At 62.1% G+C, this 21,676-nt stretch carries 19 protein-coding genes; 13 read left to right on the top strand and 6 right to left on the bottom strand.

From position 1 onward, the window contains the following. The 6 genes from AB1N67_RS04535 (at position 1) to AB1N67_RS04510 (ending at position 6,081) form a co-directional block, all read left to right on the top strand. Positions 1-969 (top strand): ABC transporter ATP-binding protein, encoded by a 969-nt coding sequence (locus AB1N67_RS04535; protein WP_043208155.1) that lies wholly within the window; start codon positions 1-3, stop codon positions 967-969. After that, positions 969-1,937 carry a peptide ABC transporter ATP-binding protein gene (locus tag AB1N67_RS04530; protein ID WP_043208153.1) on the top strand — a complete coding sequence of 323 codons (969 nt, stop codon included), beginning with the start codon at positions 969-971 and terminating at the stop codon, positions 1,935-1,937. Before AB1N67_RS04535 ends, AB1N67_RS04530 begins: the two co-directional genes overlap by 1 nt. Positions 1,938-2,289: 352 nt before the next feature. Next, the gene (locus AB1N67_RS04525) at positions 2,290-3,099 is read left to right on the top strand and encodes a nuclear transport factor 2 family protein (protein ID WP_043208151.1); all 810 of its coding nucleotides are present in this window, start codon (positions 2,290-2,292) and stop codon (positions 3,097-3,099) included. A gap of 64 nt (positions 3,100-3,163) precedes the next feature. Next, entirely contained in the window at positions 3,164-4,570 is a 1,407-nt protein-coding gene (locus AB1N67_RS04520; RefSeq protein WP_367863563.1) for an NAD(P)/FAD-dependent oxidoreductase, read from the top strand. 33 nt (positions 4,571-4,603) lie between these two features. Next, a complete protein-coding gene (locus tag AB1N67_RS04515) occupies positions 4,604-4,945 on the top strand; it encodes a cupin domain-containing protein (RefSeq protein WP_043208147.1) in 342 nt (113 codons plus the stop codon). A 56-nt stretch (positions 4,946-5,001) separates the two neighbouring features. After that, complete coding sequence (locus AB1N67_RS04510) at positions 5,002-6,081, top strand: polyamine ABC transporter substrate-binding protein (protein ID WP_367863562.1); 1,080 nt, start codon at positions 5,002-5,004, stop codon at positions 6,079-6,081. 95 nt (positions 6,082-6,176) lie between these two features. On the opposite strand, the gene AB1N67_RS04505 is transcribed toward AB1N67_RS04510, so the two are convergent. Continuing rightward, a complete protein-coding gene (locus tag AB1N67_RS04505) occupies positions 6,177-7,760 on the bottom strand; it encodes a peptide chain release factor 3 (RefSeq protein WP_043208143.1) in 1,584 nt (527 codons plus the stop codon). 565 nt (positions 7,761-8,325) lie between these two features. Here AB1N67_RS04505 and AB1N67_RS04500 point away from each other — a divergent pair. Genes AB1N67_RS04500 through AB1N67_RS04485 form a run of 4 tightly spaced genes read left to right on the top strand, consistent with a single transcriptional unit; the run spans position 8,326 to position 11,771 of the window. Continuing rightward, the gene (locus tag AB1N67_RS04500; RefSeq protein WP_043208139.1) at positions 8,326-9,039 is read left to right on the top strand and encodes an ABC transporter permease; all 714 of its coding nucleotides are present in this window, start codon (positions 8,326-8,328) and stop codon (positions 9,037-9,039) included. A gap of 13 nt (positions 9,040-9,052) precedes the next feature. Beyond that, complete coding sequence (locus tag AB1N67_RS04495) at positions 9,053-9,964, top strand: glycine betaine ABC transporter substrate-binding protein (RefSeq protein WP_043208137.1); 912 nt, start codon at positions 9,053-9,055, stop codon at positions 9,962-9,964. Then, entirely contained in the window at positions 9,961-10,614 is a 654-nt protein-coding gene (locus AB1N67_RS04490) for an ABC transporter permease (RefSeq protein ID WP_043208136.1), read from the top strand. Before AB1N67_RS04495 ends, AB1N67_RS04490 begins: the two co-directional genes overlap by 4 nt. Continuing rightward, the gene (locus tag AB1N67_RS04485; RefSeq protein WP_090345298.1) at positions 10,611-11,771 is read left to right on the top strand and encodes a betaine/proline/choline family ABC transporter ATP-binding protein; all 1,161 of its coding nucleotides are present in this window, start codon (positions 10,611-10,613) and stop codon (positions 11,769-11,771) included. Before AB1N67_RS04490 ends, AB1N67_RS04485 begins: the two co-directional genes overlap by 4 nt. 106 nt (positions 11,772-11,877) lie before the next feature. On the opposite strand, the gene AB1N67_RS04480 is transcribed toward AB1N67_RS04485, so the two are convergent. The 3 genes from AB1N67_RS04480 to AB1N67_RS04470 form a co-directional block, all read right to left on the bottom strand. Beyond that, positions 11,878-14,304, bottom strand: a complete 2,427-nt coding sequence (locus tag AB1N67_RS04480; protein ID WP_090345295.1) for a TonB-dependent receptor — start codon at positions 14,302-14,304, stop codon at positions 11,878-11,880. Positions 14,305-14,412: 108 nt separating this feature from the next. Next, positions 14,413-15,375 (bottom strand): FecR domain-containing protein, encoded by a 963-nt coding sequence (locus AB1N67_RS04475; protein WP_367863561.1) that lies wholly within the window; start codon positions 15,373-15,375, stop codon positions 14,413-14,415. Between the two features lie 17 nt (positions 15,376-15,392). Next, positions 15,393-15,893: an RNA polymerase sigma factor gene (locus tag AB1N67_RS04470; protein WP_043208129.1), complete on the bottom strand. Its 501-nt coding sequence runs from the start codon at positions 15,891-15,893 to the stop codon at positions 15,393-15,395. A 60-nt stretch (positions 15,894-15,953) separates the two neighbouring features. On the opposite strand from AB1N67_RS04470, the gene AB1N67_RS04465 reads away from it, so the two are divergent. Further along, positions 15,954-16,274 carry a hypothetical protein gene (locus AB1N67_RS04465; protein ID WP_139205752.1) on the top strand — a complete coding sequence of 107 codons (321 nt, stop codon included), beginning with the start codon at positions 15,954-15,956 and terminating at the stop codon, positions 16,272-16,274. Positions 16,275-16,487: 213 nt separating this feature from the next. Next, positions 16,488-17,651, top strand: coding sequence for a type III PLP-dependent enzyme (locus AB1N67_RS04460; protein WP_043208127.1), 1,164 nt, complete (start codon positions 16,488-16,490; stop codon positions 17,649-17,651). Between the two features lie 125 nt (positions 17,652-17,776). Here AB1N67_RS04460 and AB1N67_RS04455 read toward each other — a convergent pair whose 3' ends face one another. Next, positions 17,777-18,526 carry a tetratricopeptide repeat protein gene (locus tag AB1N67_RS04455; protein WP_090345292.1) on the bottom strand — a complete coding sequence of 250 codons (750 nt, stop codon included), beginning with the start codon at positions 18,524-18,526 and terminating at the stop codon, positions 17,777-17,779. Between the two features lie 3 nt (positions 18,527-18,529). Then, a complete protein-coding gene (locus tag AB1N67_RS04450; protein ID WP_102081242.1) occupies positions 18,530-19,210 on the bottom strand; it encodes a Fe2+-dependent dioxygenase in 681 nt (226 codons plus the stop codon). A gap of 221 nt (positions 19,211-19,431) precedes the next feature. Here AB1N67_RS04450 and AB1N67_RS04445 point away from each other — a divergent pair, with 221 nt between their 5' ends. Next, complete coding sequence (locus AB1N67_RS04445) at positions 19,432-21,672, top strand: TonB-dependent siderophore receptor (protein ID WP_070577065.1); 2,241 nt, start codon at positions 19,432-19,434, stop codon at positions 21,670-21,672. Positions 21,673-21,676: the final 4 nt, after the last annotated feature.

Below are 21,676 nucleotides of genomic sequence, written 5' to 3'. Positions count from 1 at the left end.
ATGTCACTGTTGCAGATCAACAACCTGAACGTGCGCTTCGGCGACGCCAACGCCGTACCCGTGGTGGACGGCCTGGACCTTGCGGTGGACGCCGGCGAAATCCTCGCCATCGTCGGCGAGTCCGGCTCCGGCAAGTCGGTGACCATGATGGCCCTGATGGGCCTGATCGACGCCCCCGGGCGCATCACCGCCGACGTGCTCAATTTCGACGGCACCGACATGCTCAAGCTGAGCGGCCGGCAACGGCGCAAGGTCGTGGGCAAGGACATCGCCATGGTCTTCCAGGACCCGATGACCGCCCTGAATCCCAGCTACACCGTGGGCTACCAGATCGAGGAAGTCCTGCGCCAGCACTTGGGCCTGAAGGGCAAGGCCGCTCGACAGCGGGCCCTGGAGCTGCTCAAGAAAGTCGAGATCCCGGCTGCCGAAAGCCGTCTGGACGCCTATCCCCACCAGCTCTCCGGCGGCATGAGCCAACGTGTGGCGATCGCCATGGCAATTGCCGGCGAACCTAAGCTGCTGATTGCCGACGAACCGACCACGGCGCTGGATGTGACCATCCAGGCGCAGATCATGGAACTGCTGGTGAACCTGCAGAAAGAGCGCAACATGGCGCTCATTCTCATCACTCACGACCTGGCCGTGGTGGCCGAGACCGCAAAGCGCGTATGCGTGATGTATGCCGGCCAAGCCGTGGAAGTGGGCCAGGTGCCGGAGCTGTTCGACGTCCCCGCTCACCCCTACAGCGAGGCCTTGCTGGCTGCCATCCCCGAGCACAGCATCGGGGCCGAGCGCCTGGCCACGCTGCCAGGCATCGTGCCAGGGCGTTACGACCGGCCCAAGGGCTGTCTGTTGTCGCCGCGCTGCCCCTATGTGCAGGAAAACTGCCGCCAGCAGCGTCCGCCCCTCGATCCCCAGGCCCATAGCCTGGTGCGTTGCTTCTATCCGCTGAACCAGGAGGTGGCGTGATGACCGTCGTCCTATCCGCCCGTGAGCTGACCCGCCATTACGAAGTCTCCCGCGGCCTGTTCAAGGGCCATGCGCTGGTGCGCGCCCTCAATGGCGTGTCATTCGAACTGGAGGCCGGCAAGACCCTTGCCGTGGTCGGCGAGTCCGGCTGCGGCAAGTCCACCCTGGCCCGAGCCCTGACGCTGATCGAGGAGCCGTCCTCCGGCTCCCTGCAGATCGCCGGAACGGAGGTCAAAGGCGCCAGCAAGGCTGAGCGCAAGCAACTGCGCCGCGACGTGCAGATGGTCTTCCAGAGCCCTTACGCCTCGCTCAACCCGCGGCAGAAGATCGGTGACCAACTCGCAGAACCCCTGCTGATCAACACCTCGCTGAGCAAGACCGAACGCCGCGAGAAAGTGCAGAAGATGATGGAGCAGGTCGGCCTGCGTCCGGAGCACTACCAGCGCTATCCGCACATGTTCTCCGGTGGCCAGCGCCAGCGCATCGCCCTGGCCCGGGCGATGATGCTGCAGCCGAAAGTACTGGTGGCCGACGAGCCGACGTCGGCCCTCGACGTGTCGATCCAGGCACAGGTGCTGAACCTGTTCATGGACCTGCAGAAGGAGTTCAACACTGCCTACGTGTTCATCTCCCACAACTTGGCGGTAGTGCGACATGTGGCCGACCAGGTGCTGGTGATGTACCTGGGACGACCGGCGGAGATGGGACCGAAGGAGGATATCTACGAGAAGCCCCTGCACCCTTATACCCAGGCGCTGCTGTCGGCGACTCCGGCGATTCACCCCGATCCACTCAAGCCGAAGATCCGTATCGCCGGTGAGCTGCCCAACCCACTCAATCCACCGGACGGCTGTGCGTTCCACAAGCGCTGCCCGTATGCCACCGAGCGCTGCGCCAAAGAAATACCAGCGTTGAGACAAGTGGGTACGCGGCAGGTGGCCTGCCACTACGCCGAGCAGTTTCTCTAGATCGGTCTAGACCTGTTCGCGGGTAAACCCGCTTCCACCAGGATCATCGCTCCCCCTGTGGAAGCGGGTTAGCCGTGAACAGGCCGCACAGTGGCCCTGTGCCTCAATGCATGAAGAACCAGATCAAAATGATCACCGGAATCGGCACCCCAATCATCCAAAGCAGTATCGAGCGCATGGCCTTTCTCCCGTTCGTTGGTGAAAAGACAGCTGCAGTGCCCATGCCAGCCTCACTGAAAAATCACCCTCAGCGTAATCAACGGCTTAGCCGACAAGCCGCTTGGCAACACCGTGCAATATGCCGGATCCGCAGCCTTGCGCCAGGGTGTTCTGCAATGCACTATCAGTGTCCATGACCGCCACTACCCTCCCCGACGGCCCCGAGCAAACCCCGCTCACCGCCGACACCGTGTTGCGCTACCACCTGTGCTGGAAGCACCGCGACCTCGACGGTGTCATGGCGCTGTACCACCCCGACATCCAATACCACGACTTCTTCCAGAACCGCGTGCTCGGCATCGATGAGCTGCGCGATTACGTTCGCGCCTCGCTGCCCCACCAGGTCGGCGAAGACATCGTACACAGCGACCGCATCCGCGTGGACGGCTGCACGGCATTCATCCAGTACGAAGTCACGGTCCAGGGTGGTGACGGATTGGTGGCGTTCCAGGCCAGCGAGGCGATCACCGTCAAGGATGGGCTGATCTGGCGTATCAACGAATACGCCACCTTGGTGCGTCGTGATGCCCAAGGCGCCCGCCGCGCCAACCCGCGTTCGGCCACCAGCCGCCTGGGCCTTTCACCGCGCCAGCTCTCCACCATGGCCCAGGACCTGGAGCACTACTTTCAGCGACAGCGCCCCTACCTTGACCCGGAGCTGGACCTGCAACAGGTCGCCGACCACAGCGGCTACAGCCGCAATCAGATTTCCTACCTGCTCAACCAGGTGCTCGGCCAAAGCTTCTACCGCTACGTCAACCAGGCCCGCCTGCAACATCTGTTGGCCAGCCTCGACGCCCAGCACGCGACAACCCCGGTCGACGATCTGGCCTTTGCCGCGGGTTTCAATTCGCTGTCGGCGTTCTACAAGTGCTTCCGCGAGCACACCGGTTTGTCGCCCAAGGCCTATGTGAAGCAGATTTCCCTGCGTGCACGCACGTAAGACAACCCTCCCCACACGCCACTAGGATCGCCCGCAGACCTTTACGGATGTGGAGCCGAACCCGATGCAAGCCTGGCGTACGATCAGCCTTTGGATGGACCAGCTCGAGGAGCCACTCCGCGCCCGCCCGGCCCTGGACCAGGACCTGGAGGTGGATGTATGCATCATCGGCGCCGGCTACACAGGCCTATGGACCGCCTATTACCTCAAGCGCCAGGCGCCACAACTGAACGTCGCGGTGATCGACGCCAATATCGCAGGTTACGGCGCCTCGGGCCGCAATGGCGGCTGGCTGATGGGCAACCTGCTGGGCGAGGACCGGATGCTCGCCACCCTCTCGCCCCAGCAACGCCGCGCCAGCACCGATTTGCTGCATGACATCCCCAACGAGGTCCACAGCGTCCTGCAACGCGAAGGCATCGACTGCGACTACCGCAAAGGCGGCGTGCTCTATTGCGCCGCCCGTTACCCGGAGCAGGAACGCAGTCTGCGTGCCTACCTGGATGACCTCTATCGCCAAGGCATGAATGAAGACGACTACCGCTGGCTGGGGCCTGAGGCGTTGAATGGCCAACTGCGGGTGAGCAATGCCTATGGCGCGATCTTCAGCCCGCATGTCGCTACCCTCCAGCCGGCCAAACTCGTGCGCGGCCTGGCCCGTGCGGTCGAACGCCTGGGCGTACCGATCTACGAGAACACCCCGGCCATCGACTGGCGAACCGGCGAGGTACGTACGCCCCAGGCGACGATCCGCAGCCAGTGGATCGTGCCAGCCGTGGAGGGCTACGCCGCCAGTCTGCCGCCGCTGGGACGTCATCAGTTGCCCGTGCAGAGCCTGCTGGTGGCCACCGAACCCCTGCCTGAATCGACCTGGGCACAGATCGGCCTGGATCAGGGCCAGGCCTTCAGCGAGGGCAGCCGCCAAGTCACCTATGGCCAACGCACCGCCGACAACCGCCTGGTGTTCGGTGCCCGTGGCGGCTACCGCTTCGGCGGCCGGCTGCGGGAAGACTTCAGCCTTACCGACAGCGAGATCGCCCTGCGCCGCTACCTGTTCGGCGACCTGTTCCCACAGCTCAAGGACGTGCGCATCACCCATTCCTGGGGCGGCAACCTGGGCATGGCCCGGCGCTTCCACCCGCACATGCTGTGCGATCGCCAGCGCAGCATTGCGTTGTCGGGCGGCTATGGCGGCGAAGGCGTCGGCGCCACCAACCTGGGCGGACGCACCCTGGCCGCGCTGATACTCGGCCAGCACAACGCCCTGACCGCGCAGCCTTGGGTGTACGACAACCGCCCGCTGTCGAGCCTGGCCAGCTGGCCGCCCGAGCCCTGCCGCTGGCTGGGCTACAACGCGATCATCCGAAGCTTCGTGCACGAGGACCAGACCCTCGCCCAGCCCGGCAGCGCTCCTTGGCGAAGGCGCCTGGCCAGCACGCTTGCCGACTTCATGGAAGGCTTCATGCGCTGATTCAACCCAAACCAACACACAGGATCCAAGGTCATGAGCATCACCCAGTTCAAGCACACGGGCAGCGTCACCCTGGAAAGCACCAGTCCTGTCGCCGTCCCTCTCGGCGAGCCGGTTGCGGTCACCTCCGTGACCTGCGTCGAGCGTAACGACGGCGTCGAAACCGGCATCTGGGAGTGCACCCCGGGGCGCTGGCGGCGGCAGATCGTGCAGCAGGAGTTCTGCCATTTCATCAAGGGCCGCTGCACCTTCACCCCCGACGGTGGCGAGCCCTTGCTCATCGAAGCCGGCGACGCCCTGATGCTGCCGGCCAACAGCACCGGCACCTGGGATATCCAGGAAACAGTGCGCAAGACCTACGTTCTGATTTTCTGATCCGACGATCGCCTGCCGCCCTTCGATAACAACAAGCACAGCAAGGTATACCGGACATGCGCACCCTCCTGCTCGCCCCTCTGATGCTCGCCACCTGCGTGGCCAACGCCGCCGACTCGGTGAAGATCTACAACTGGTCCAGCTACATCGCCCCCGACACCCTCAAGCAGTTCCAGCAGGCCACCGGCATCCAGCCGACCTATGACGTGTTCGACAGCAACGAGACCCTCGACGGCAAGCTGATGACGGGCAACTCCGGCTACGACGTGGTGTTCCCCTCCAACCACTTCATGGCCCGGCAGATCCAGGGCAAAGCCCTCAAGCCGCTGGACAAGAGCCAGTTGCCCAACTGGCATAACCTCAACCCGGTGCTGCTCAAGGCGCTGGAGGTGAACGACCCGGGCAATCGCTATGGCTTCCCCTACCTCTGGGGCAGCACGGGCATTGGCTACAACATCGACAAGGTCAAGGCGGTACTGGGCGACAATGCGCCGGTGGATTCCTGGGACCTGATCTTCAAGCCCGAGAACATTTCCAAACTCAAAAGCTGCGGCGTTGCCGTGCTGGACAACGGCCCGGAGCTGCTACCGATCGCCCTGCACTACCTGGGCCTGCCGCACCACAGCCAGAACCCGGCCGATTATGACAAAGCCAAGGCGCTGTTGATGCAGGTGCGGCCGTACATCAGCTACTTCCACTCATCCAAGTACACCGGCGACCTGGCCAACGGCGATGTCTGCGTGGTGGTAGGTTTCTCGGGGGATGTGCTGCAGGCGAAGAACCGCGCCGAAGAGGCGAACAATGGGGTGAAGGTGGGCTACTCGATACCCAAGCAAGGGGCGCCGCTGTGGTTCGACATGGTCGCCATGCCCGCCGACGCACCGGACGAAAAAGCCGGCTACGCCTACATGAACTACCTGTTGCAGCCAGAGGTGATGGCCAATATCAGCGACTCTGTGCAGTACGCCAACGGCAACTTGAAGGCAGACAGCCTGGTGGACCCGAAACTCAAGGCCAACAGCATGATCTACCCGAGTGACGAGGTGCTGGGCAAGCTGTATGCCCTGGAGGCGATGCCGGCGAAGATCGACCGCATCCGTACACGGATCTGGACCAGTATCAAAGCAGGCAACTGACAGTCGTCAGCGGCAAGCGGCAAGCGGCAAGAAGAACGGAGCCCGTTCAGGCTCGCGCCGCTTGAAGCTTGCTGCTGGTAGCTTGCCGCTGCTCTTTAGTGATGCTCGCGAGTGGCGCGGAACTTGATGTCCGGCCAGCGCTCTTCCATCAACGATAGGTTCACCCGGGTCGGCGCCAGGTAGGTCAGGTGACCGCCACCGTCGATGGCCAGGTTCTCCATGGCCTTGTTCTGGAATTCCTCGAGCTTCTTCTTGTCGTCGCAGCTGATCCAGCGCGCCGACCAGACGGTGATGGGCTCGTAGGCACATTCGACCTTGTACTCTTCCTTCAGGCGGCTGGCGACCACATCGAACTGCAGCACACCCACGGCGCCGAGGATGATGTCGTTGCTGCGCTCGGGGAAGAACACCTGGGTCGCGCCTTCTTCGGCCAGCTGTTGCAGGCCCTGGCGCAGTTGCTTGGACTTGAGCGGGTCCTTCAGGCGCACGCGGCGGAACAGTTCCGGGGCGAAGTGCGGAATACCCGTGAAGCCCAGCGCCTCGCCTTCGGTGAAGGTGTCGCCGATCTGGATGGTGCCATGGTTGTGCAGGCCGATGATGTCGCCGGCATAGGCTTCCTCGAGCTGTTCACGCTCGGAGGAGAAGAACGTCAGCGCATCGCCGATGCGCAGGTCCTTGCCCAGGCGCACGTGGCGCATCTTCATGCCTTTTTCGTACTTGCCCGAACAGATCCGCATGAAGGCGATGCGGTCGCGGTGCTTCGGGTCCATGTTCGCCTGGATCTTGAACACGAAGCCGGTGAACTTCTCTTCCACAGGCTCGACGGTACGCTCGTGCGCCACGCGGCCCAGCGGACGCGGTGCCCAATCGACAACTGCATCGAGCACATGGTCGACACCGAAGTTGCCAAGGGCGGTACCGAAGAACACCGGGGTCAGCTGACCGTTGATGAACTCGTCCTGGTTGAACTCATGGCAGGCGCCCTGCACCAGTTCCAGCTGCTCGACGAACGAATCGTACTGGTCGCCCAGGTGCGCACGGGCCTCGTCGGAGTCCAGCTTCTGGATGATCTTGGCTTCGGTGCGCTCATGACCATGACCCGGGGTATAGACCACGATGTAGTCGCCGGTGAGGTGGTACACACCCTTGAAGTCGCGGTAGCAACCGATCGGCCAGGTGATCGGCGCAGCCTTGATCTTCAGGACCGCCTCGATCTCGTCGAGCAGTTCGATCGGGTCGCGGATGTCACGGTCGAGTTTGTTGATGAAGCTGACGATCGGCGTGTCGCGCAGGCGGCAGACATCCATCAGGGCGATGGTCCGCGGCTCTACACCTTTACCGCCGTCGAGCACCATCAGCGCCGAGTCGACCGCGGTCAGGGTGCGGTAGGTGTCTTCGGAGAAGTCCTCGTGGCCGGGGGTGTCGAGCAGGTTGATCATGTGCTCGCGGTAGGGGAACTGCATCACCGAGGTGGTGATGGAGATGCCGCGCTGCTTCTCCATTTCCATCCAGTCGGAGGTGGCGTGGCGGTCGGACTTGCGCGACTTCACGGTACCGGCGACGGCAATGGCCTTGCCCATCAGCAGGAGCTTCTCGGTGATGGTGGTCTTACCGGCGTCGGGGTGGGAAATGATGGCGAAAGTGCGGCGCTTCGCGACTTCGGCGGCCTGGTTGGTCATGGGAAATCGCCTGACTTGGGATCAAAAAGGGGCAATATCATACCTGAAGTCGGAGCAGGGCCAAAACCCGCCTGAGGCCATTGGGCATCAGCTTTGAATCTTGCGAGTCGCCGGTGTCGCAGAGAGCCTTCAAGCGTGACCAGTGCATGCCCAGCCATATGCGGTTCAAGCTCAAGTGTTCCGCCGAGAGCCTCGATTCAAGCGAATAACAAGAAAATTGCCCAGCCAAGTCGCCGTACGGCAAACCGCCGAATAGCAGGTACTTCAACGCCTCCACGTGCTATCCACGCTTTTTTATCGCGTGATTTTTCTGAAGAGCCAGTGATTAACACTGGCCAAACGCCTCTTCAGATGGGAACCTTTAACGCCTCGGAGACGTCCACTCCCCTGCAACCCGCCTCGGTTCAGGGCGTGTTTCATCTGCATTTCGGGCCCGACGGGGTTCGGCTCATGGCGTGACCGCCTGTCTTCAGTGCGTCACGCTGCTACTCGCGACCACACTGCCTGGCGCCAGGTATGGCGCCCGCCACGGGAGTGTGTTCGCCGACTGAAAAGGAGTCCGCCTGTGGCTGAACGCTATGGCAAAGGGCTGTTGGGATGGGCCGCCGTGCTCGTCATCCTGGCCCTGCTGGTCCACTGGATCGGCATCGATACCTTCGCGCGTTATCGCGAAGACCTTTGGTTCTATCTGCAAGCGCACCTGGTGCTGGTGCTGGCTTCGATGGCGGCGGCGTTAGCCGTGGGTATCCCAGCCGGCATTGCCTTGAGTCGACCGCACAGGGTCGACAAGGCCGAGCGCTTCATGCAGCTGTTCAACGTTGGCAACACCATCCCTCCCCTGGCCGTCCTGGCCATTGCCCTGAGTGTCCTGGGCATCGGCGCAGGCCCTGCGATCTTCGCCCTGTTCCTCGCCTCCCTCCTGCCCATCGTGCGCAACACCTACGAAGGCCTGAAGAACGTCCCCGCCTCACTCAAGGAAGCGGCCACCGGCATCGGCATGACCGCGCGCCAGCAACTTTGGCAGGTAGAGCTGCCCAACGCTGTGCCGATCATCGTCGGCGGTGTGCGCGTGGCCCTGGCGCTGAACGTGGGCACGGCCCCCCTGGCCTTCCTGATCGGCGCCAACAGCCTGGGCAGCCTGATCTTCCCCGGCATCGCCCTGAACAACCAGCCGCAACTGTTGCTGGGCGCAGCCTGCACGGCCTTGCTGGCACTGGCGCTCGATGCCTTGGTGAGCCTTTCCAGCAAGCGCTGGCTGGAACGCGGCCTGTCCCAATAAAAAGAGGGAACCAATGAACAAGAAAATCGCCTTGCTCCTGGGCGCGGCCATGCTATTCGCAGGGCTCTCCCAGGCCGCGGAAAAACCGCTGATTCGCATCGGCGCGCGGGTCTTCACCGAACAGACCGTGCTCGCTGAAATCACCGCCCAATACCTGCGCGCCAACGGCTACACCGTGCGCGTCACCGAAGGCCTGGGCAGCAACATTGCACGCCAGGCCCAGGAAACCGGCCAACTCGACCTGATGTGGGAATACACCGGGGTTTCGCTGGTCTCCTACAACCACATCGACGAACGCATGCCCAGCGCCGAGGCCACCTACGCCAGGGTCAAGGCACTGGACGCCGAGAAGGGCCTGGTCTGGCTAACCCCGTCGAAATTCAGCAACACCTATGCCCTGGGCCTGCCCCAAGCCGTGGCCAAGGCTTACCCGCAGCTCAACACCATCAGTCAGTTGCAGCGGGTGCTGCGCGACGAGCATGAGCGCAACCACCTGGTGGCACTGGACACTGAGTTCGCCAACCGGCCGGACGGCCTGGTGGGGCTGCGCGAGTTGTATGACCTGCCGCTCGACCGGCGCAACATTCGGCAGATGGACGGCGGCTTGGTCTATACCGCAATGCGCAATAACCAAGTCTTCGCCGGCCTGGTGTACACCACCGACGGGCGCCTGAACGCGTTCAACCTCAAGCTGCTCGAAGACGATAAACACTACTTCCCCGACTACACCGCCGCCCCGGTGGTGCGCCAACAGACGCTCGACGCCAACCCGCGCCTGGCCGACCTGCTCAAGCCTCTGGCCGAGCTGCTCGACGACCAGACCATGCGTGCACTCAACGCCAAGGTCGATGTCGAGCACCAGAGCCCGGCGACCGTGGCCGCGGCATTTCTGCGCGAGCACCCGATCAGCGAGGTACAGCCATGAACCTGCTCGATACGTTCACGCATCTGGACTGGTTCCAAGTGCTGCACCTGACCGGCCAGCACATCACCCTGGTGGGCGTGGCCGTGGGCCTGGCGATCTTGGTCGGGGTGCCCTTGGGGGTCTTGATGACCCGCTTCCCATCCTTGGCTGGCCCCCTGCAGGCCAGCGCCACGGTGCTGCTGACCGTCCCTTCGATCGCCCTGTTCGGCCTGCTGCTGCCGTTCTACTCCAAGTTCGGCCAGGGCCTGGGGCCATTGCCCGCGATCACGGCGGTATTCCTTTATTCGCTGCTGCCGATCATGCGTAACACCTATCTGGCCCTGACCAATGTCGAACCTGGCATCCGTGAAGCGGCGCGCGGCATCGGCATGACCTTCGGCCAGCGCCTGCGCATGGTCGAGTTGCCCATCGCGGTGCCGGTGATTCTCGCCGGCGTGCGCACCGCCGTGGTGATGAACATCGGCGTGATGACCATCGCCGCCACCATCGGCGCCGGCGGCCTGGGTGTACTCATCCTCACCTCCATCAGCCGCAGCGACATGTCCATGCTGCTGGTCGGCGCCGTGCTGGTCAGCCTGCTGGCGATCATCGCCGACCTGCTTCTGCAAACCCTGCAACGTGCCCTGACTCCGGAAGGACTGCGTCCATGATCGAACTGAAGAACCTCAGCAAGACCTTCAACGTCAACGGCAAGGACGTCAAAGCCGTCGACGCGGTCAGCCTCACCGTCAACGAAGGCGAAATCTGCGTGTTTCTCGGCCCCTCGGGCTGCGGCAAGAGCACAACCCTGAAAATGATCAACCGCCTGATCACACCGACCAGCGGCCAGGTATTGATCAACGGCGAGGACACCAGCGCCCTAGACGAGGTGACCCTGCGCCGCCACATTGGCTATGTGATCCAGCAGATCGGCCTGTTCCCGAACATGACCATCGAGGAAAACATCACAGTCGTCCCGCGCTTGCTGGGCTGGGACAAGCAAAGATGTCACGAGCGCGCCCGCGAGCTGATGCACATGATCAAGCTCGAGCCCAAGCAGTACCTGCAGCGCTACCCGCGTGAACTTTCGGGCGGCCAGCAACAGCGGATCGGCGTGATCCGTGCCTTGGCCGCCGAGGCACCGGTGTTGCTGATGGATGAGCCTTTCGGCGCGGTCGACCCGATCAATCGCGAGATGATCCAGAACGAGTTCTTCGAGATGCAACGGGCGCTGAACAAGACCGTGATCATGGTCAGCCATGACATCGACGAGGCGATCAAGCTGGGCGACAAGATCGCCATCTTCCGCGCCGGCAAACTGCTGCAGCTCGACCACCCGGACACCTTGCTGGCCCATCCGGTGGATGACTTCGTGAGCAATTTCGTCGGCCAGGACAGCACCTTGAAGCGCCTGTTGCTGGTTCGTGCCGAGGATGCCGCAGACAACGCCCCGTCCCTGAGCCCCGAGACGCCCGTGAGCGATGCCCTGGAGCTGATGGACGAGCATGACCGCCGCTACGTGGTGGTCACCGATGCGCAGAACCGGGCGTTGGGATACGTGCGCAGGCGCGACCTGCATCGCCAGCAAGGGAGCTGTGGCGATTTCCTGCGCCCGTTCAACGCCACCGCAGCCCACGACGAACACCTGCGCATCCTCCTGTCGCGGATGTATGAGTTCAATCGTGCCTGGTTGCCGGTGCTCGATGCCGAGCAGGTGTTCCTGGGCGAGGTGACCCAGGAGTCCATTGCGGCCTACCTGAGTTCGGGGCGTTCGCGTGGGGGCAAGACCAGTATCGTTTCGCCGGCAGAGGCGGTTGTCGCCCTCTAATAGGCGTGTCGGTTGTGCCGACCGCTTCGCGGGTAAACCCGCTCCTACAGCCAATAGCGTTGTATTTGCGGGAGCGGATTTACCTGCGAATCAGGCACCACTGGTGTCAGAACCCTACACTGGCCTGCACATAGAAGGTGCGCGGCTCCCCCACATAGAGCCCGGCATTGTTGTCGCTGGAGCGGGTGTAGTACTGCTTGTCGAAGAGGTTCTTCACGCCCGCCGCCAGCTTCAGGTTCGACAGCTGCGGTCCGAAGTCATACCCACCACGGGCATGCCAGGTGACATAACCCGGAATATCGCCGAACCGTCCATCGGCACTCGGCTCGGTGATGTAGTTGCCGTTGAACTGGCCATTGGTGATTCCCGTGCCTGGCGAGCGCTGCTTGGACTGGGCATAAGCATCCAGATTCCAGGTCCAGCGGTTCATCTCGTAGCGCAGCCCCGCCGTGGCCACCTGGCGGGAGTAGAACGGCAGGTCACGACCTTTGAAGCCAGGGATCTCGCCTTCATAGGTGGCGCGGGTATAGGTGTAGCCTGCATTGGCCGTCAGCCCTTGCAGGCGTGCATCCAACCCGGACAGGTCATAACGCACGGCAGCTTCGATGCCCTGGTGCTTGGTCGCCCCCAGGTTGGTCCAGCCGACCTCGTTGCTGATGTATTGCAGCTCGTCGTCGAAGTCGATGTAGAACGCGGTCAGCTCGCCCGCGAAATGGCCATCGTCATAACGCGTGCCGATCTCGTAGGTCTTGGCCTTTTCCGGCTCCAGGCCATTGGCGGTGCTGTCGCCTTTACCACCTTGCCCAAGCTGGAAGTACTGCAGGCTGCCGAAAGAGGTCTCGTAGTTGGCGAACAGCTTCCAGGCATCGGACAGGTGATACATCACGCTCAATGCTGGCAGGGGTTCGTTGCTGGTGACACTGCGGTTTTTCTCAGGGACGCGCTGGTAGTCTCCATCCAGCACCGGGCGGTCGCGCCAGTCGGTATTGATGTGCTCGAAGCGGATGCCGGGGGTGATGGTCCAGTTGCCGACGTCGATCTTGTCGTCGATGTAGTAGGCACTGGCTTCGGTGCCCCCGCTGCGGTCCTGGATGACATGGCCGTCGGAACCCGGGACCGGCGTCGGCACGTTGTCGATCAGCGCCAGCTGCGAAGACTGCTCGCGCATGGCTTCCTTCAGGTAGCGATAGCCGACGCTGACTTCCTGGGTGGTAGGGCCGGCGAAGAAGATCCGCGACAGGCGCGGCTCGATGGCGAAGGTATGGTAATTGCGCGGGTACGACGACAGGGTCTTCATGGTGCGGTCGGCGATGGAGCTGCCGCGGAAGCTGTCGGTGTAATAGGTCAGCACTTCGAACTGGGTGGCCTCGTCGAGCTGACGCTGCCACTTGAACGACACGTCCTTGCGACGGCCGGCGAAGTAGTCGTAGTCGCGCACCGACTGGAAGGGGTCTTGGTCGAACTGCGCCTGGGTCAGGCCACCGGGCATGTCGGCCCGACCATCGTAGTAATGGAAGTTGAGCCAGAACTCGTCGCTGTCGGTGGGCGCCCAGTGGGTCTTGAGGATGACGTCGTCGATGTCATTGCCATTGTTGCTGCTGCGGTAACCGTTGCCGTTCACGCCGGTATAGAGCAATGCCACACCCATGCCGTTATCGGCAGTGCCGCCGACAAATGCCGACTCGGTGTGTTTCCAGCCGCCATGGCGAGAGGTTTCCAGCGTTGTGGACAACTCACCCGAAGCTTTCTCCGGGATGGCACGGGTCACGAAGTTGATCACCCCGCCGACGTTCTGCGGGCCATAGCGCACGGAGCCTGCGCCGCGAACCACATCGATGCTGTCGAGGTTGCCCGAGGAAATTGGCGCCATGGACAGCTGTGGCTGGCCATAGGGCGCGAACGCGGCGGGGATACCGTCGATCAACACCGTCGAGCGCGGCGACAGGCGTGATGTCAGTCCGCGCACACCCACGTTGAGCGACAGGTCGCTGCCACCGGTGCCATTGGAATCCTGGACCTGCACACCGGGGATGCCGCGCAGCACGTCGCGTACGTTCATCGCGCCCTTTTCCACCATGGCCTCACGACGCACCACGGTGCGCGCGCCGGGATGGTTCTGTACCACGCTCTGCTGGGCATCCCCCAGCCAGTCGCCGACCACTTTGACGTCGGTGGGCGCCAGCTCAAGGCTGCCGGTGGTCAACACGCCTGCGCTCTCGGCCGGCTTGACCACCACGGTGCCCTGGGACAGCTCATAGGTCAGCCCACTGCCTTGCAATAATTGTTGCAGCGCCTGCTCCGGCGCAAGATTTCCCGAGACCGCCGGGGCCTGCTTGCCCGCCACCAGTTCAGGGCTGAAGAACAATTGCAGGTTGGTCTGTTGCCCCAACTGGCTCAAGGCCGAAGCCAGGGGCTGAGCCTGGATTTGGATCGTCGCCGGCGTTTGTTCGGCGTAGGCATTGGCCGTGGCGGCACTGATCGCCAGGGCCAGCGCGAGGGAAGGCAAACGCAGGAAAGGCTTGTTGTTATTCACGTCGTCGAAGAATCCTGAAAGTCCGGATGAACGCCAACCACACGCAAATGGAAATGCTTGGCAGTTGCAGCTGGCGAGGAAGACGAACGAGAAAAAAAAAACCTGAATTTATTTCGCGATAATTTCGCTGGAGCCGTCGCCGTGGGTCTTGATGGCCACCGGCAAGATGCTCGGCAGGGCCCGAAGCAGCGCGTCGGTGTCATCGACACTGAAGGTGCTGGACAGGCGCAGGCCCGCCGCCTTGCCAGGGGCGACGCGCAGTGGCTGGCTGCGGTAACGGGAGACTTCCGTCACCACCTCGGCCAAGGTGGCGTTATCGAACACCAGCTTGCCGTGACGCCAGGCCGTCACGACAGCCGCATCCACAGGGTACGGCGCCACGACCTGGCCTTGCGGATCGATATGCGCGCCCAGGCCCGCGGTGAGCTGCGCCGATGGACCCGAAGCCCCTTCCACCTTGACGGAGCCCTGTTCCACGGCCACCCGGGTGTGCCCGCGGTCCAGGCGCACATCGAAACGGGTCCCGGTTACGGTGACGCGTCCCTGAGCGGTGTCGACCACGAAAGGCCGTGCGCTGTCGTGGGCGACGCTGAACATCACTTCACCCGCTTCGAGCACGACCTGTCGCTGCCCGGCGCTGTACCTCACGCCCAGGCGAGTCGCGCCATTGAGTTGCAGCTGCGAGCCGTCCGGCAGCTCGATATCACGGCGCTCGCCCAAGGCGGTCTGCAGGTCTTCGCTATGGTTTTCGCGGGTGTATTGCCAGCCACGCCAGCCCAATCCAAGGGCGGCGGCGCCCACTCCCGCCGCCAGGGCCTGCTGCAGGAAACGCCGACGGGGCAGATGCCGCACAGGCTCAGGAACGCACAGCGCCTCCAGGCGCTGGGGCGGGATGTTGTCGGCGGCCTGCCACAACCGCTCGAGCAGGCCGTACTCCTGGCGGTGGCGAGGATCGGCCTTAAGCCACTGATGCAAGCGCGCCCGCAGCTGGGTATCTCCCGGCGCATCCTGGATACGCGCGAACCATTCGGCGGCCTGCTCACGCACGTCTTCGGCGCCGGGCTGTTTCATGCAAAGGGTCTCCTGACTCATCGGGTGGACACATCCAGGTGCTCACGCAGATGCCGGAGCGTGCGGATCATATACTTTTCGACCATGTTCTTGCTCAGGCCCATGCGCTCGGCAATCTCCGCCTGGGTCAGCCCCTCGAGCTTCTGCCAGACGAACACCTGCCGGCAATTGACCGGCAGCTCGGCCAGGGCGCGCTCGACGCTGTCGGCCAGTTCCAGGGCATGTACATAGGCTTCCGGATCACCATTGCCTGCGGCACCTTCATCGAACATCTCCTCTTCCAAGGCCTGGCGCCGGTCCTCACGGCGGTAACCGTCGACGGCAATGTTGCGGGCCGTCTGGTGCAGGTAGGCGCGCGGCTGCTCGATGACCTCTCGCGGGTTTTCCAGCACCCGCACGAAAGCGTCATGGGCGAGGTCCTCGGCCTGTGGACGGTTGCGCAGCTTGCGCGTCCAGGTGCCGATCAGCTCGTGATAGTGATCGAGGAAGCCTTTGTGTCCAGACATGGTCGAGGCCATCTAGGGGCAGGTACAAGGTCGCGAATAGTAATGCTTCTCATAAACGACGGCAAATCAACGATGACCCAGCCCGACCTAGAGATCGGTAACAAAAAATTTATAGGAATTTCGGTCGATCTGACGCGCCCCTCAAGTGGCCATAAATATGAACACTTTGGCGCCATCGATCTGTTGCCTTTGCTCGGTCTCGCGTCGCCAAGAGAACACCATGGCGTCTTTTTCGGGGGCTCGCCTCTGAAGGGGGCGGCGCGCTCCATTCCACAATTCTTTACGCTTGGGAACATCAGCCGTTCACACAGGTCGGTTATTCCAGTGGCAGGTGGCCAAAACGCGACGAACGTGCCGGGATTGCCTGTTGATTCTGCATTCCTCACGCCCTAAAGTGCGCGCCGAACGTCCATGCTGGAAACGATCCATCCGGCTCAAGTACTGACGACGAGACAGCAAGGTCACCCGCCGCTCCGCTTCACGGGCACGGTTGACCTTTTTGCTTTCGGCGACATGCCTTGGGAAGTAGGCGAACCAAAGTGGGGATACGGAGGACGTTCAGTTTGCACCACTTAATTTTTCAGTTTGCCCATGGAGTCCCTCAGCATGTCGATCCAGGTCGAAGACTATTTCGCGCGTGACACCTTCCAGAAGATGAAGGCGTTCGCCGACAAGCAGGAAACCCCGTTCGTACTCATCGACACCCAGATGATCAGCCAGGCCTATGACGACCTGCGCGCAGGCTTCGAATTCGCCAAGGTCTACTACGCGGTCAAGGCCAACCCGGCAGTCGAGATCATCGACCTGCTCAAGGAAAAAGGCTCGAGCTTCGATATCGCCTCGATCTACGAGCTGGACAAAGTGCTGGGCCGTGGTGTCACCGCCGACCGCATCAGCTACGGCAACACCATCAAGAAGTCCAAGGACATCCGCTACTTCTACGAGAAGGGCGTGCGCCTGTACGCCACCGACTCCGAGGCGGACCTGCGCAACATCGCCAAGGCCGCACCGGGTTCGAAAGTCTACGTGCGCATCCTCACCGAAGGCTCCACCACTGCCGACTGGCCGCTGTCGCGCAAGTTCGGCTGCCAGACCGACATGGCCATGGACCTGCTGATCCTGGCCCGTGACCTGGGCCTGGTGCCTTACGGCATCTCCTTCCATGTCGGCTCCCAGCAGCGCGACATCAGCGTCTGGGACGCGGCCATCGCCAAGGTCAAGGTGATCTTCGAGCGCCTGAAGGAAGAAGACGGCATCGAGCTCAAGCTGATCAACATGGGCGGTGGTTTCCCGGCCAACTACATCACCCGCACCAACAGCCTCGAAACCTACGCCGAGGAAATCATCCGCTTCCTCAAAGAAGACTTCGGTGACGACCTGCCGGAAATCATCCTCGAGCCAGGTCGCTCGCTGATCGCCAACGCCGGCATCCTGGTCAGCGAAGTGGTGCTGGTGGCACGCAAGTCGCGCACCGCTGTCGAACGCTGGATCTACACCGACGTGGGCAAATTCTCCGGCCTGATCGAAACCATGGACGAGTCGATCAAGTTCCCGATCTGGACCGAGAAGAAAGGCGAGACCGAAGAAGTGGTCATCGCCGGCCCCACCTGCGACAGCGCCGACATCATGTACGAGCACTACAAGTACGGCCTGCCACTGAACCTGGCCATCGGTGACCGCCTCTACTGGCTGTCCACCGGCGCCTACACCACCAGCTACAGCGCGGTGGAGTTCAACGGCTTCCCGCCGCTGAAGGCCTACTACCTGTAATGCAAGACGGGGCCGCGAGGCCCCGTTTTCATGTGCGCCTTCTTCGTGGGTAAACCCGCCCCATCAAGTCCATTACGGGGCCTGGTGGAGCGGATTTACACGAAGGACTGTAAAGACAGACGCCTTCAAGGCTTACGCCTTTGCAGCTCTTGGGCATACCGCGCGGCAAACGCCATCAGCATCGGCCCCGCGTGCTGCAAGGTCACCAAGGCACTGCGCAGAAAATTCAGGTTCCCCTCGACCCGCGCCCGCTCCAACCAAGGCTGGGCCTCGGCCAACTGCCCACGTTCGACCAGTACCATCGCCAGGCTGAACATGCCGCGAAAATCACCCGCCTCAGCCGAACGGCGATACCAGCGCACCGCGCGCACCGGACTGGCAGCGGTGGCGATCCCCTGCTCCAGGTAACGGCCATACAGGTTCATCGACTTGGCATGGCCCAAGTGCGCCGCCTTTTCATAACAGCTCAACGCCAGAGCCTGGTCCACAGCGACGCCTCTCCCGGTAGCCAGCAGGTTGGCATAGTTGTACAGCCCCCAGTCCAGACCGGCGTCAGCCGCCTGGCGATAGTGAGCAGCGGCCATCCGCAGGTCGCTTTCCCCGCCCCAGCCATGCTCCAGGCATCGTCCCAGCATGTTGTGCCCCATGGCGCTTGCGCCTTGGGCCGCTATAGCAAACCACTGCCGCGCCAGCGCCCGGTCCTGCTCGATGCCGCGGCCATCCAGCAGAATCTGCCCGAGCATCAACTGCGCCTCGACAACCCCCCGTTGCGCCGCGGCCAGGATGGCTTGGGCCGCCTTGCCAGGGCTTTGTTCGAGCATGGCTTGCAGACCTGCGATATCGACGACTTCCTCACGACGCAACTGATATGACACGGCTCAGACCTCGGCCCAGCGGCGCAGCAGGTTGTGATAGGTGCCGGTCAGTTGCAGCAACGACGGGTGATCGGGGACATCGGCGGTCAATTGGCGGATGGCATTGTCCATCTCGAACAGCAAGGTACGCTGGCTGTCCTCGCGCACCAGGCTTTGGGTCCAGAAAAACGCCGCATAGCGCGCCCCACGGGTAACCGGATTGACCTTGTGCAGGCTGGTGCCCGGATACAGCACCATGTCGCCGGCCGCCAGCTTGACCTGCTGCACACCATAGGTGTCCTGGATGACGAGTTCGCCACCGTCATAGCTGTCCGGATCGCTCAAGAACAACGTAGAAGAGACATCCGTGCGTATCCGCTCGACGCTGCCCTTGGGCTGACGCAGCGCGTTGTCGATGTGGAAGCCGAAATTGCCGCCTTCGCGGTAGCAGTTGATCAGCGGTGGAAACACCTTGTGCGGCAATGCCGCAGACATGAACAGCGGATTGCGCCACAGACGATCGATCAAGGCGCTGCCGATCTCCTTGGCCAGCGCGTGCCCTTCTGGCAACTGCAGGTTGTGCTTGGCCTTAGCCGACTGATAACCCGCGGTGACCTTGCCGTCGGCCCAGTCCGCCTGCTCCAGCGCCTCACGGATGCGGGAGAGTTCGTCGGCGTCGAACAGACCGGGAATGTGAAGCAGCATGACGGTGGCACCTGAGAGGTAGTAAGGCTGCCAATGATATTGATTCCCTTTTGCACCACACAAGCCCCGCCAGCCGCTTAAGACGTTTCAGCACAGCAAAACCGTAAAGAGAAATTGTAAAGATTGTAAGTTTCTCGCGACTGTTAACGATTCTCAATTGAGACTCGCAATTGCTTGCATTAAGATCCGCCGACTTCAAACCTTGGGGAAGGTTCATCGAAATGCGTCACGTGCCATCTGCTGTGAGTTCACCACGTCTGCTCGCCTCCGCCATCGGCGTTGCCATCACTGCTTCCTCCGCCGCCCAGCTTGCCCTAGCGGCGGAACAGCCAACCGATGGCGTCGTCTCGCTGGATGCCACCAGTGTCAACGCGGCACAGGACACCACCAGCTACAAGACCGACACGGCAACCTCGAAGAAGTACACGGCGCCGCTGCGCGAAACACCCAAGAGTGTCACCGTCATCCCACAGCAGGTCATTCGTGATACGGGCGCAACCAGTCTCGTAGACGCATTGCGTACGACCCCTGGCATCACTTTCGGTGCTGGCGAAGGCGGCAACCCGGCAGGCGACCGTCCGATCATTCGCGGTTTCAACGCAGAAAGCGATGTATTCGTCGATGGCATGCGCGACGTGGCTTCGCAGAGCCGTGAAATCTTCAACGTCGAATCGATCGAAGTCAGCAAAGGCCCTGGCTCGGCCTTCACAGGCGCAGGCTCCACGGGTGGCAGCCTGAATCTGGTCACCAAAACCGCCAAGCTCGGTGATGCCTACAATGGTGGCTTTACTTGGGGCTCTGACCAGACCAAGCGGACCACGTTGGACCTGAACAAGCAGCTGACCGACACTTCGGCGTTTCGCCTGAACCTGATGAAGCACGAAGCCAACGTAGCCGGCCGAGATGATGTGGATGTCAGCCGTTGGGGTGTCGCCCCCTCGTTCGCGTTCGGCCTCGGTACCGATACTCGCGTGACCGTCGGCTACTACCACCTCAAGACCGACGACATGCCGGACTACGGCATTCCGCTCACGCGTAGCGCCAATCGCAGCAAATACAACGTCGACAAACCCGCGCATGTGGACCGCGACAACTTCTACGGCCTGAACGATCGCGACTATCGCAAGACCACCAACGACAGCGGCACGATCAAGATCGAGCACGACTTCAACGAAAACCTGACGCTGTCCAACAGTTTCCGCATGTCGCGTTCAACCTTGGACTACATCGTCACCAACCCTGACGACAGCAAGGGCAACGTGGCCGACGGCACAGTCTACCGTGCGACCAAGAACCGGAATTCGACCTCCAAAGGTTGGGTCAACCAGACCGACTTGAGCGCGAAGTTCAATACCGGTTCCATCGAGCACAGCCTCGTCACTGGTTTGGAGTTCACCTACAGCGATACGCACAACCGGGGTTACGACATCAAATCCGCGGCGGGCAATGGCACCAAGTGCACCCCTGCTTTGCTGGCATCTGGCGACTGCACCAGTCTGCACGATCCGTCTCCAGATGACGCATGGTCCGGCACCATCACCGACAGCAAGGCGTTTACCGACACCGACACCAAGACCAGCGCTGTCTACGTCTTCGACACGTTGAAATTCAATGAGCAATGGTCGTTGAACATGGGGCTGCGCTACGACGACTACCAGACCAAGTCCAGTGGTTACGCCAACGCAGGTCGTAATGGCCCGGCCGGCAGCTTCTCGCGCGAGAACAATACCCACCTGTGGAACTACCAATTGGGCGTGGTCTACAACCCTCTGCCCAATGGCAGCATCTATGCCGCATGGTCAACTTCGAGCAACCCTTCGGGTGAAACCAGCGGCAACGGTGGCTTGGATTTGACGAGAAACAACAGCGACCTCGACCCAGAACGTAACCGCAACTACGAGATCGGCACGAAGTGGGACTTCTTCGATGACAACCTCTCGCTGACCGCTGCACTGTTCCGCACCGACAAGACCAATGCGCGGGTAACGGACCCTGACAATGCCAGCTACCAAGTACTGGACGGTGAACAGCGTGTCCAAGGCCTCGAGTTCACCTACGCGGGCAACCTCACCCAGAAATGGAAGGTCTATGGCGGCTACACCTATATGGAAAGCGAGATCGTGAAGACCACGACCCCGGCGAACAAGGGCAATCACATGCCTAACACGCCTCGTAACAGCTTCACCTTCTGGTCTACCTACGACATCGTTCCACAACTGACCGTTGGTGCAGGCGCTACCTTCATGGATTCCCGCTTTGGCGATGAAGCCAACTCGGTCGAAGTACCGTCGTACTGGCGTTACGATGCGATGGCGACCTATCGCTTGACCAAGAACGTCGATCTCCAACTCAACGTGCAGAACCTGACCGACAAGCGCTATTTCGATCAGGTGTTCGCTCCGCACTATGCGCACGTCGCACCAGGACGTACTGCACTGATGAGCGCGAACTTCCACTTCTAATCAA

The organism is Pseudomonas guariconensis (genome assembly GCF_040822035.1).
GTDB lineage: Bacteria > Pseudomonadota > Gammaproteobacteria > Pseudomonadales > Pseudomonadaceae > Aquipseudomonas > Aquipseudomonas guariconensis.
This window is presented reverse-complemented; position numbering and strand designations above follow the sequence as displayed.

Bases quoted from the DNA above. Each gene is read 5' to 3' on its own strand.
- AB1N67_RS04535 (WP_043208155.1), top strand. From the start codon at position 1: ATGTCACTGTTGCAGATCAACAACCTGAACGTGCGCTTCGGCGACGCC.
- AB1N67_RS04530 (WP_043208153.1), top strand. From the start codon at position 969: ATGACCGTCGTCCTATCCGCCCGTGAGCTGACCCGCCATTACGAAGTC.
- AB1N67_RS04525 (WP_043208151.1), top strand. From the start codon at position 2,290: ATGACCGCCACTACCCTCCCCGACGGCCCCGAGCAAACCCCGCTCACC.
- AB1N67_RS04520 (WP_367863563.1), top strand. From the start codon at position 3,164: ATGCAAGCCTGGCGTACGATCAGCCTTTGGATGGACCAGCTCGAGGAG.
- AB1N67_RS04515 (WP_043208147.1), top strand. From the start codon at position 4,604: ATGAGCATCACCCAGTTCAAGCACACGGGCAGCGTCACCCTGGAAAGC.
- AB1N67_RS04510 (WP_367863562.1), top strand. From the start codon at position 5,002: ATGCGCACCCTCCTGCTCGCCCCTCTGATGCTCGCCACCTGCGTGGCC.
- AB1N67_RS04505 (WP_043208143.1), bottom strand. From the start codon at position 7,760: ATGACCAACCAGGCCGCCGAAGTCGCGAAGCGCCGCACTTTCGCCATC.
- AB1N67_RS04495 (WP_043208137.1), top strand. From the start codon at position 9,053: ATGAACAAGAAAATCGCCTTGCTCCTGGGCGCGGCCATGCTATTCGCA.
- AB1N67_RS04490 (WP_043208136.1), top strand. From the start codon at position 9,961: ATGAACCTGCTCGATACGTTCACGCATCTGGACTGGTTCCAAGTGCTG.
- AB1N67_RS04485 (WP_090345298.1), top strand. From the start codon at position 10,611: ATGATCGAACTGAAGAACCTCAGCAAGACCTTCAACGTCAACGGCAAG.
- AB1N67_RS04475 (WP_367863561.1), bottom strand. From the start codon at position 15,375: ATGAAACAGCCCGGCGCCGAAGACGTGCGTGAGCAGGCCGCCGAATGG.
- AB1N67_RS04470 (WP_043208129.1), bottom strand. From the start codon at position 15,893: ATGGCCTCGACCATGTCTGGACACAAAGGCTTCCTCGATCACTATCAC.
- AB1N67_RS04465 (WP_139205752.1), top strand. From the start codon at position 15,954: ATGACCCAGCCCGACCTAGAGATCGGTAACAAAAAATTTATAGGAATT.
- AB1N67_RS04460 (WP_043208127.1), top strand. From the start codon at position 16,488: ATGTCGATCCAGGTCGAAGACTATTTCGCGCGTGACACCTTCCAGAAG.
- AB1N67_RS04450 (WP_102081242.1), bottom strand. From the start codon at position 19,210: ATGCTGCTTCACATTCCCGGTCTGTTCGACGCCGACGAACTCTCCCGC.
- AB1N67_RS04445 (WP_070577065.1), top strand. From the start codon at position 19,432: ATGCGTCACGTGCCATCTGCTGTGAGTTCACCACGTCTGCTCGCCTCC.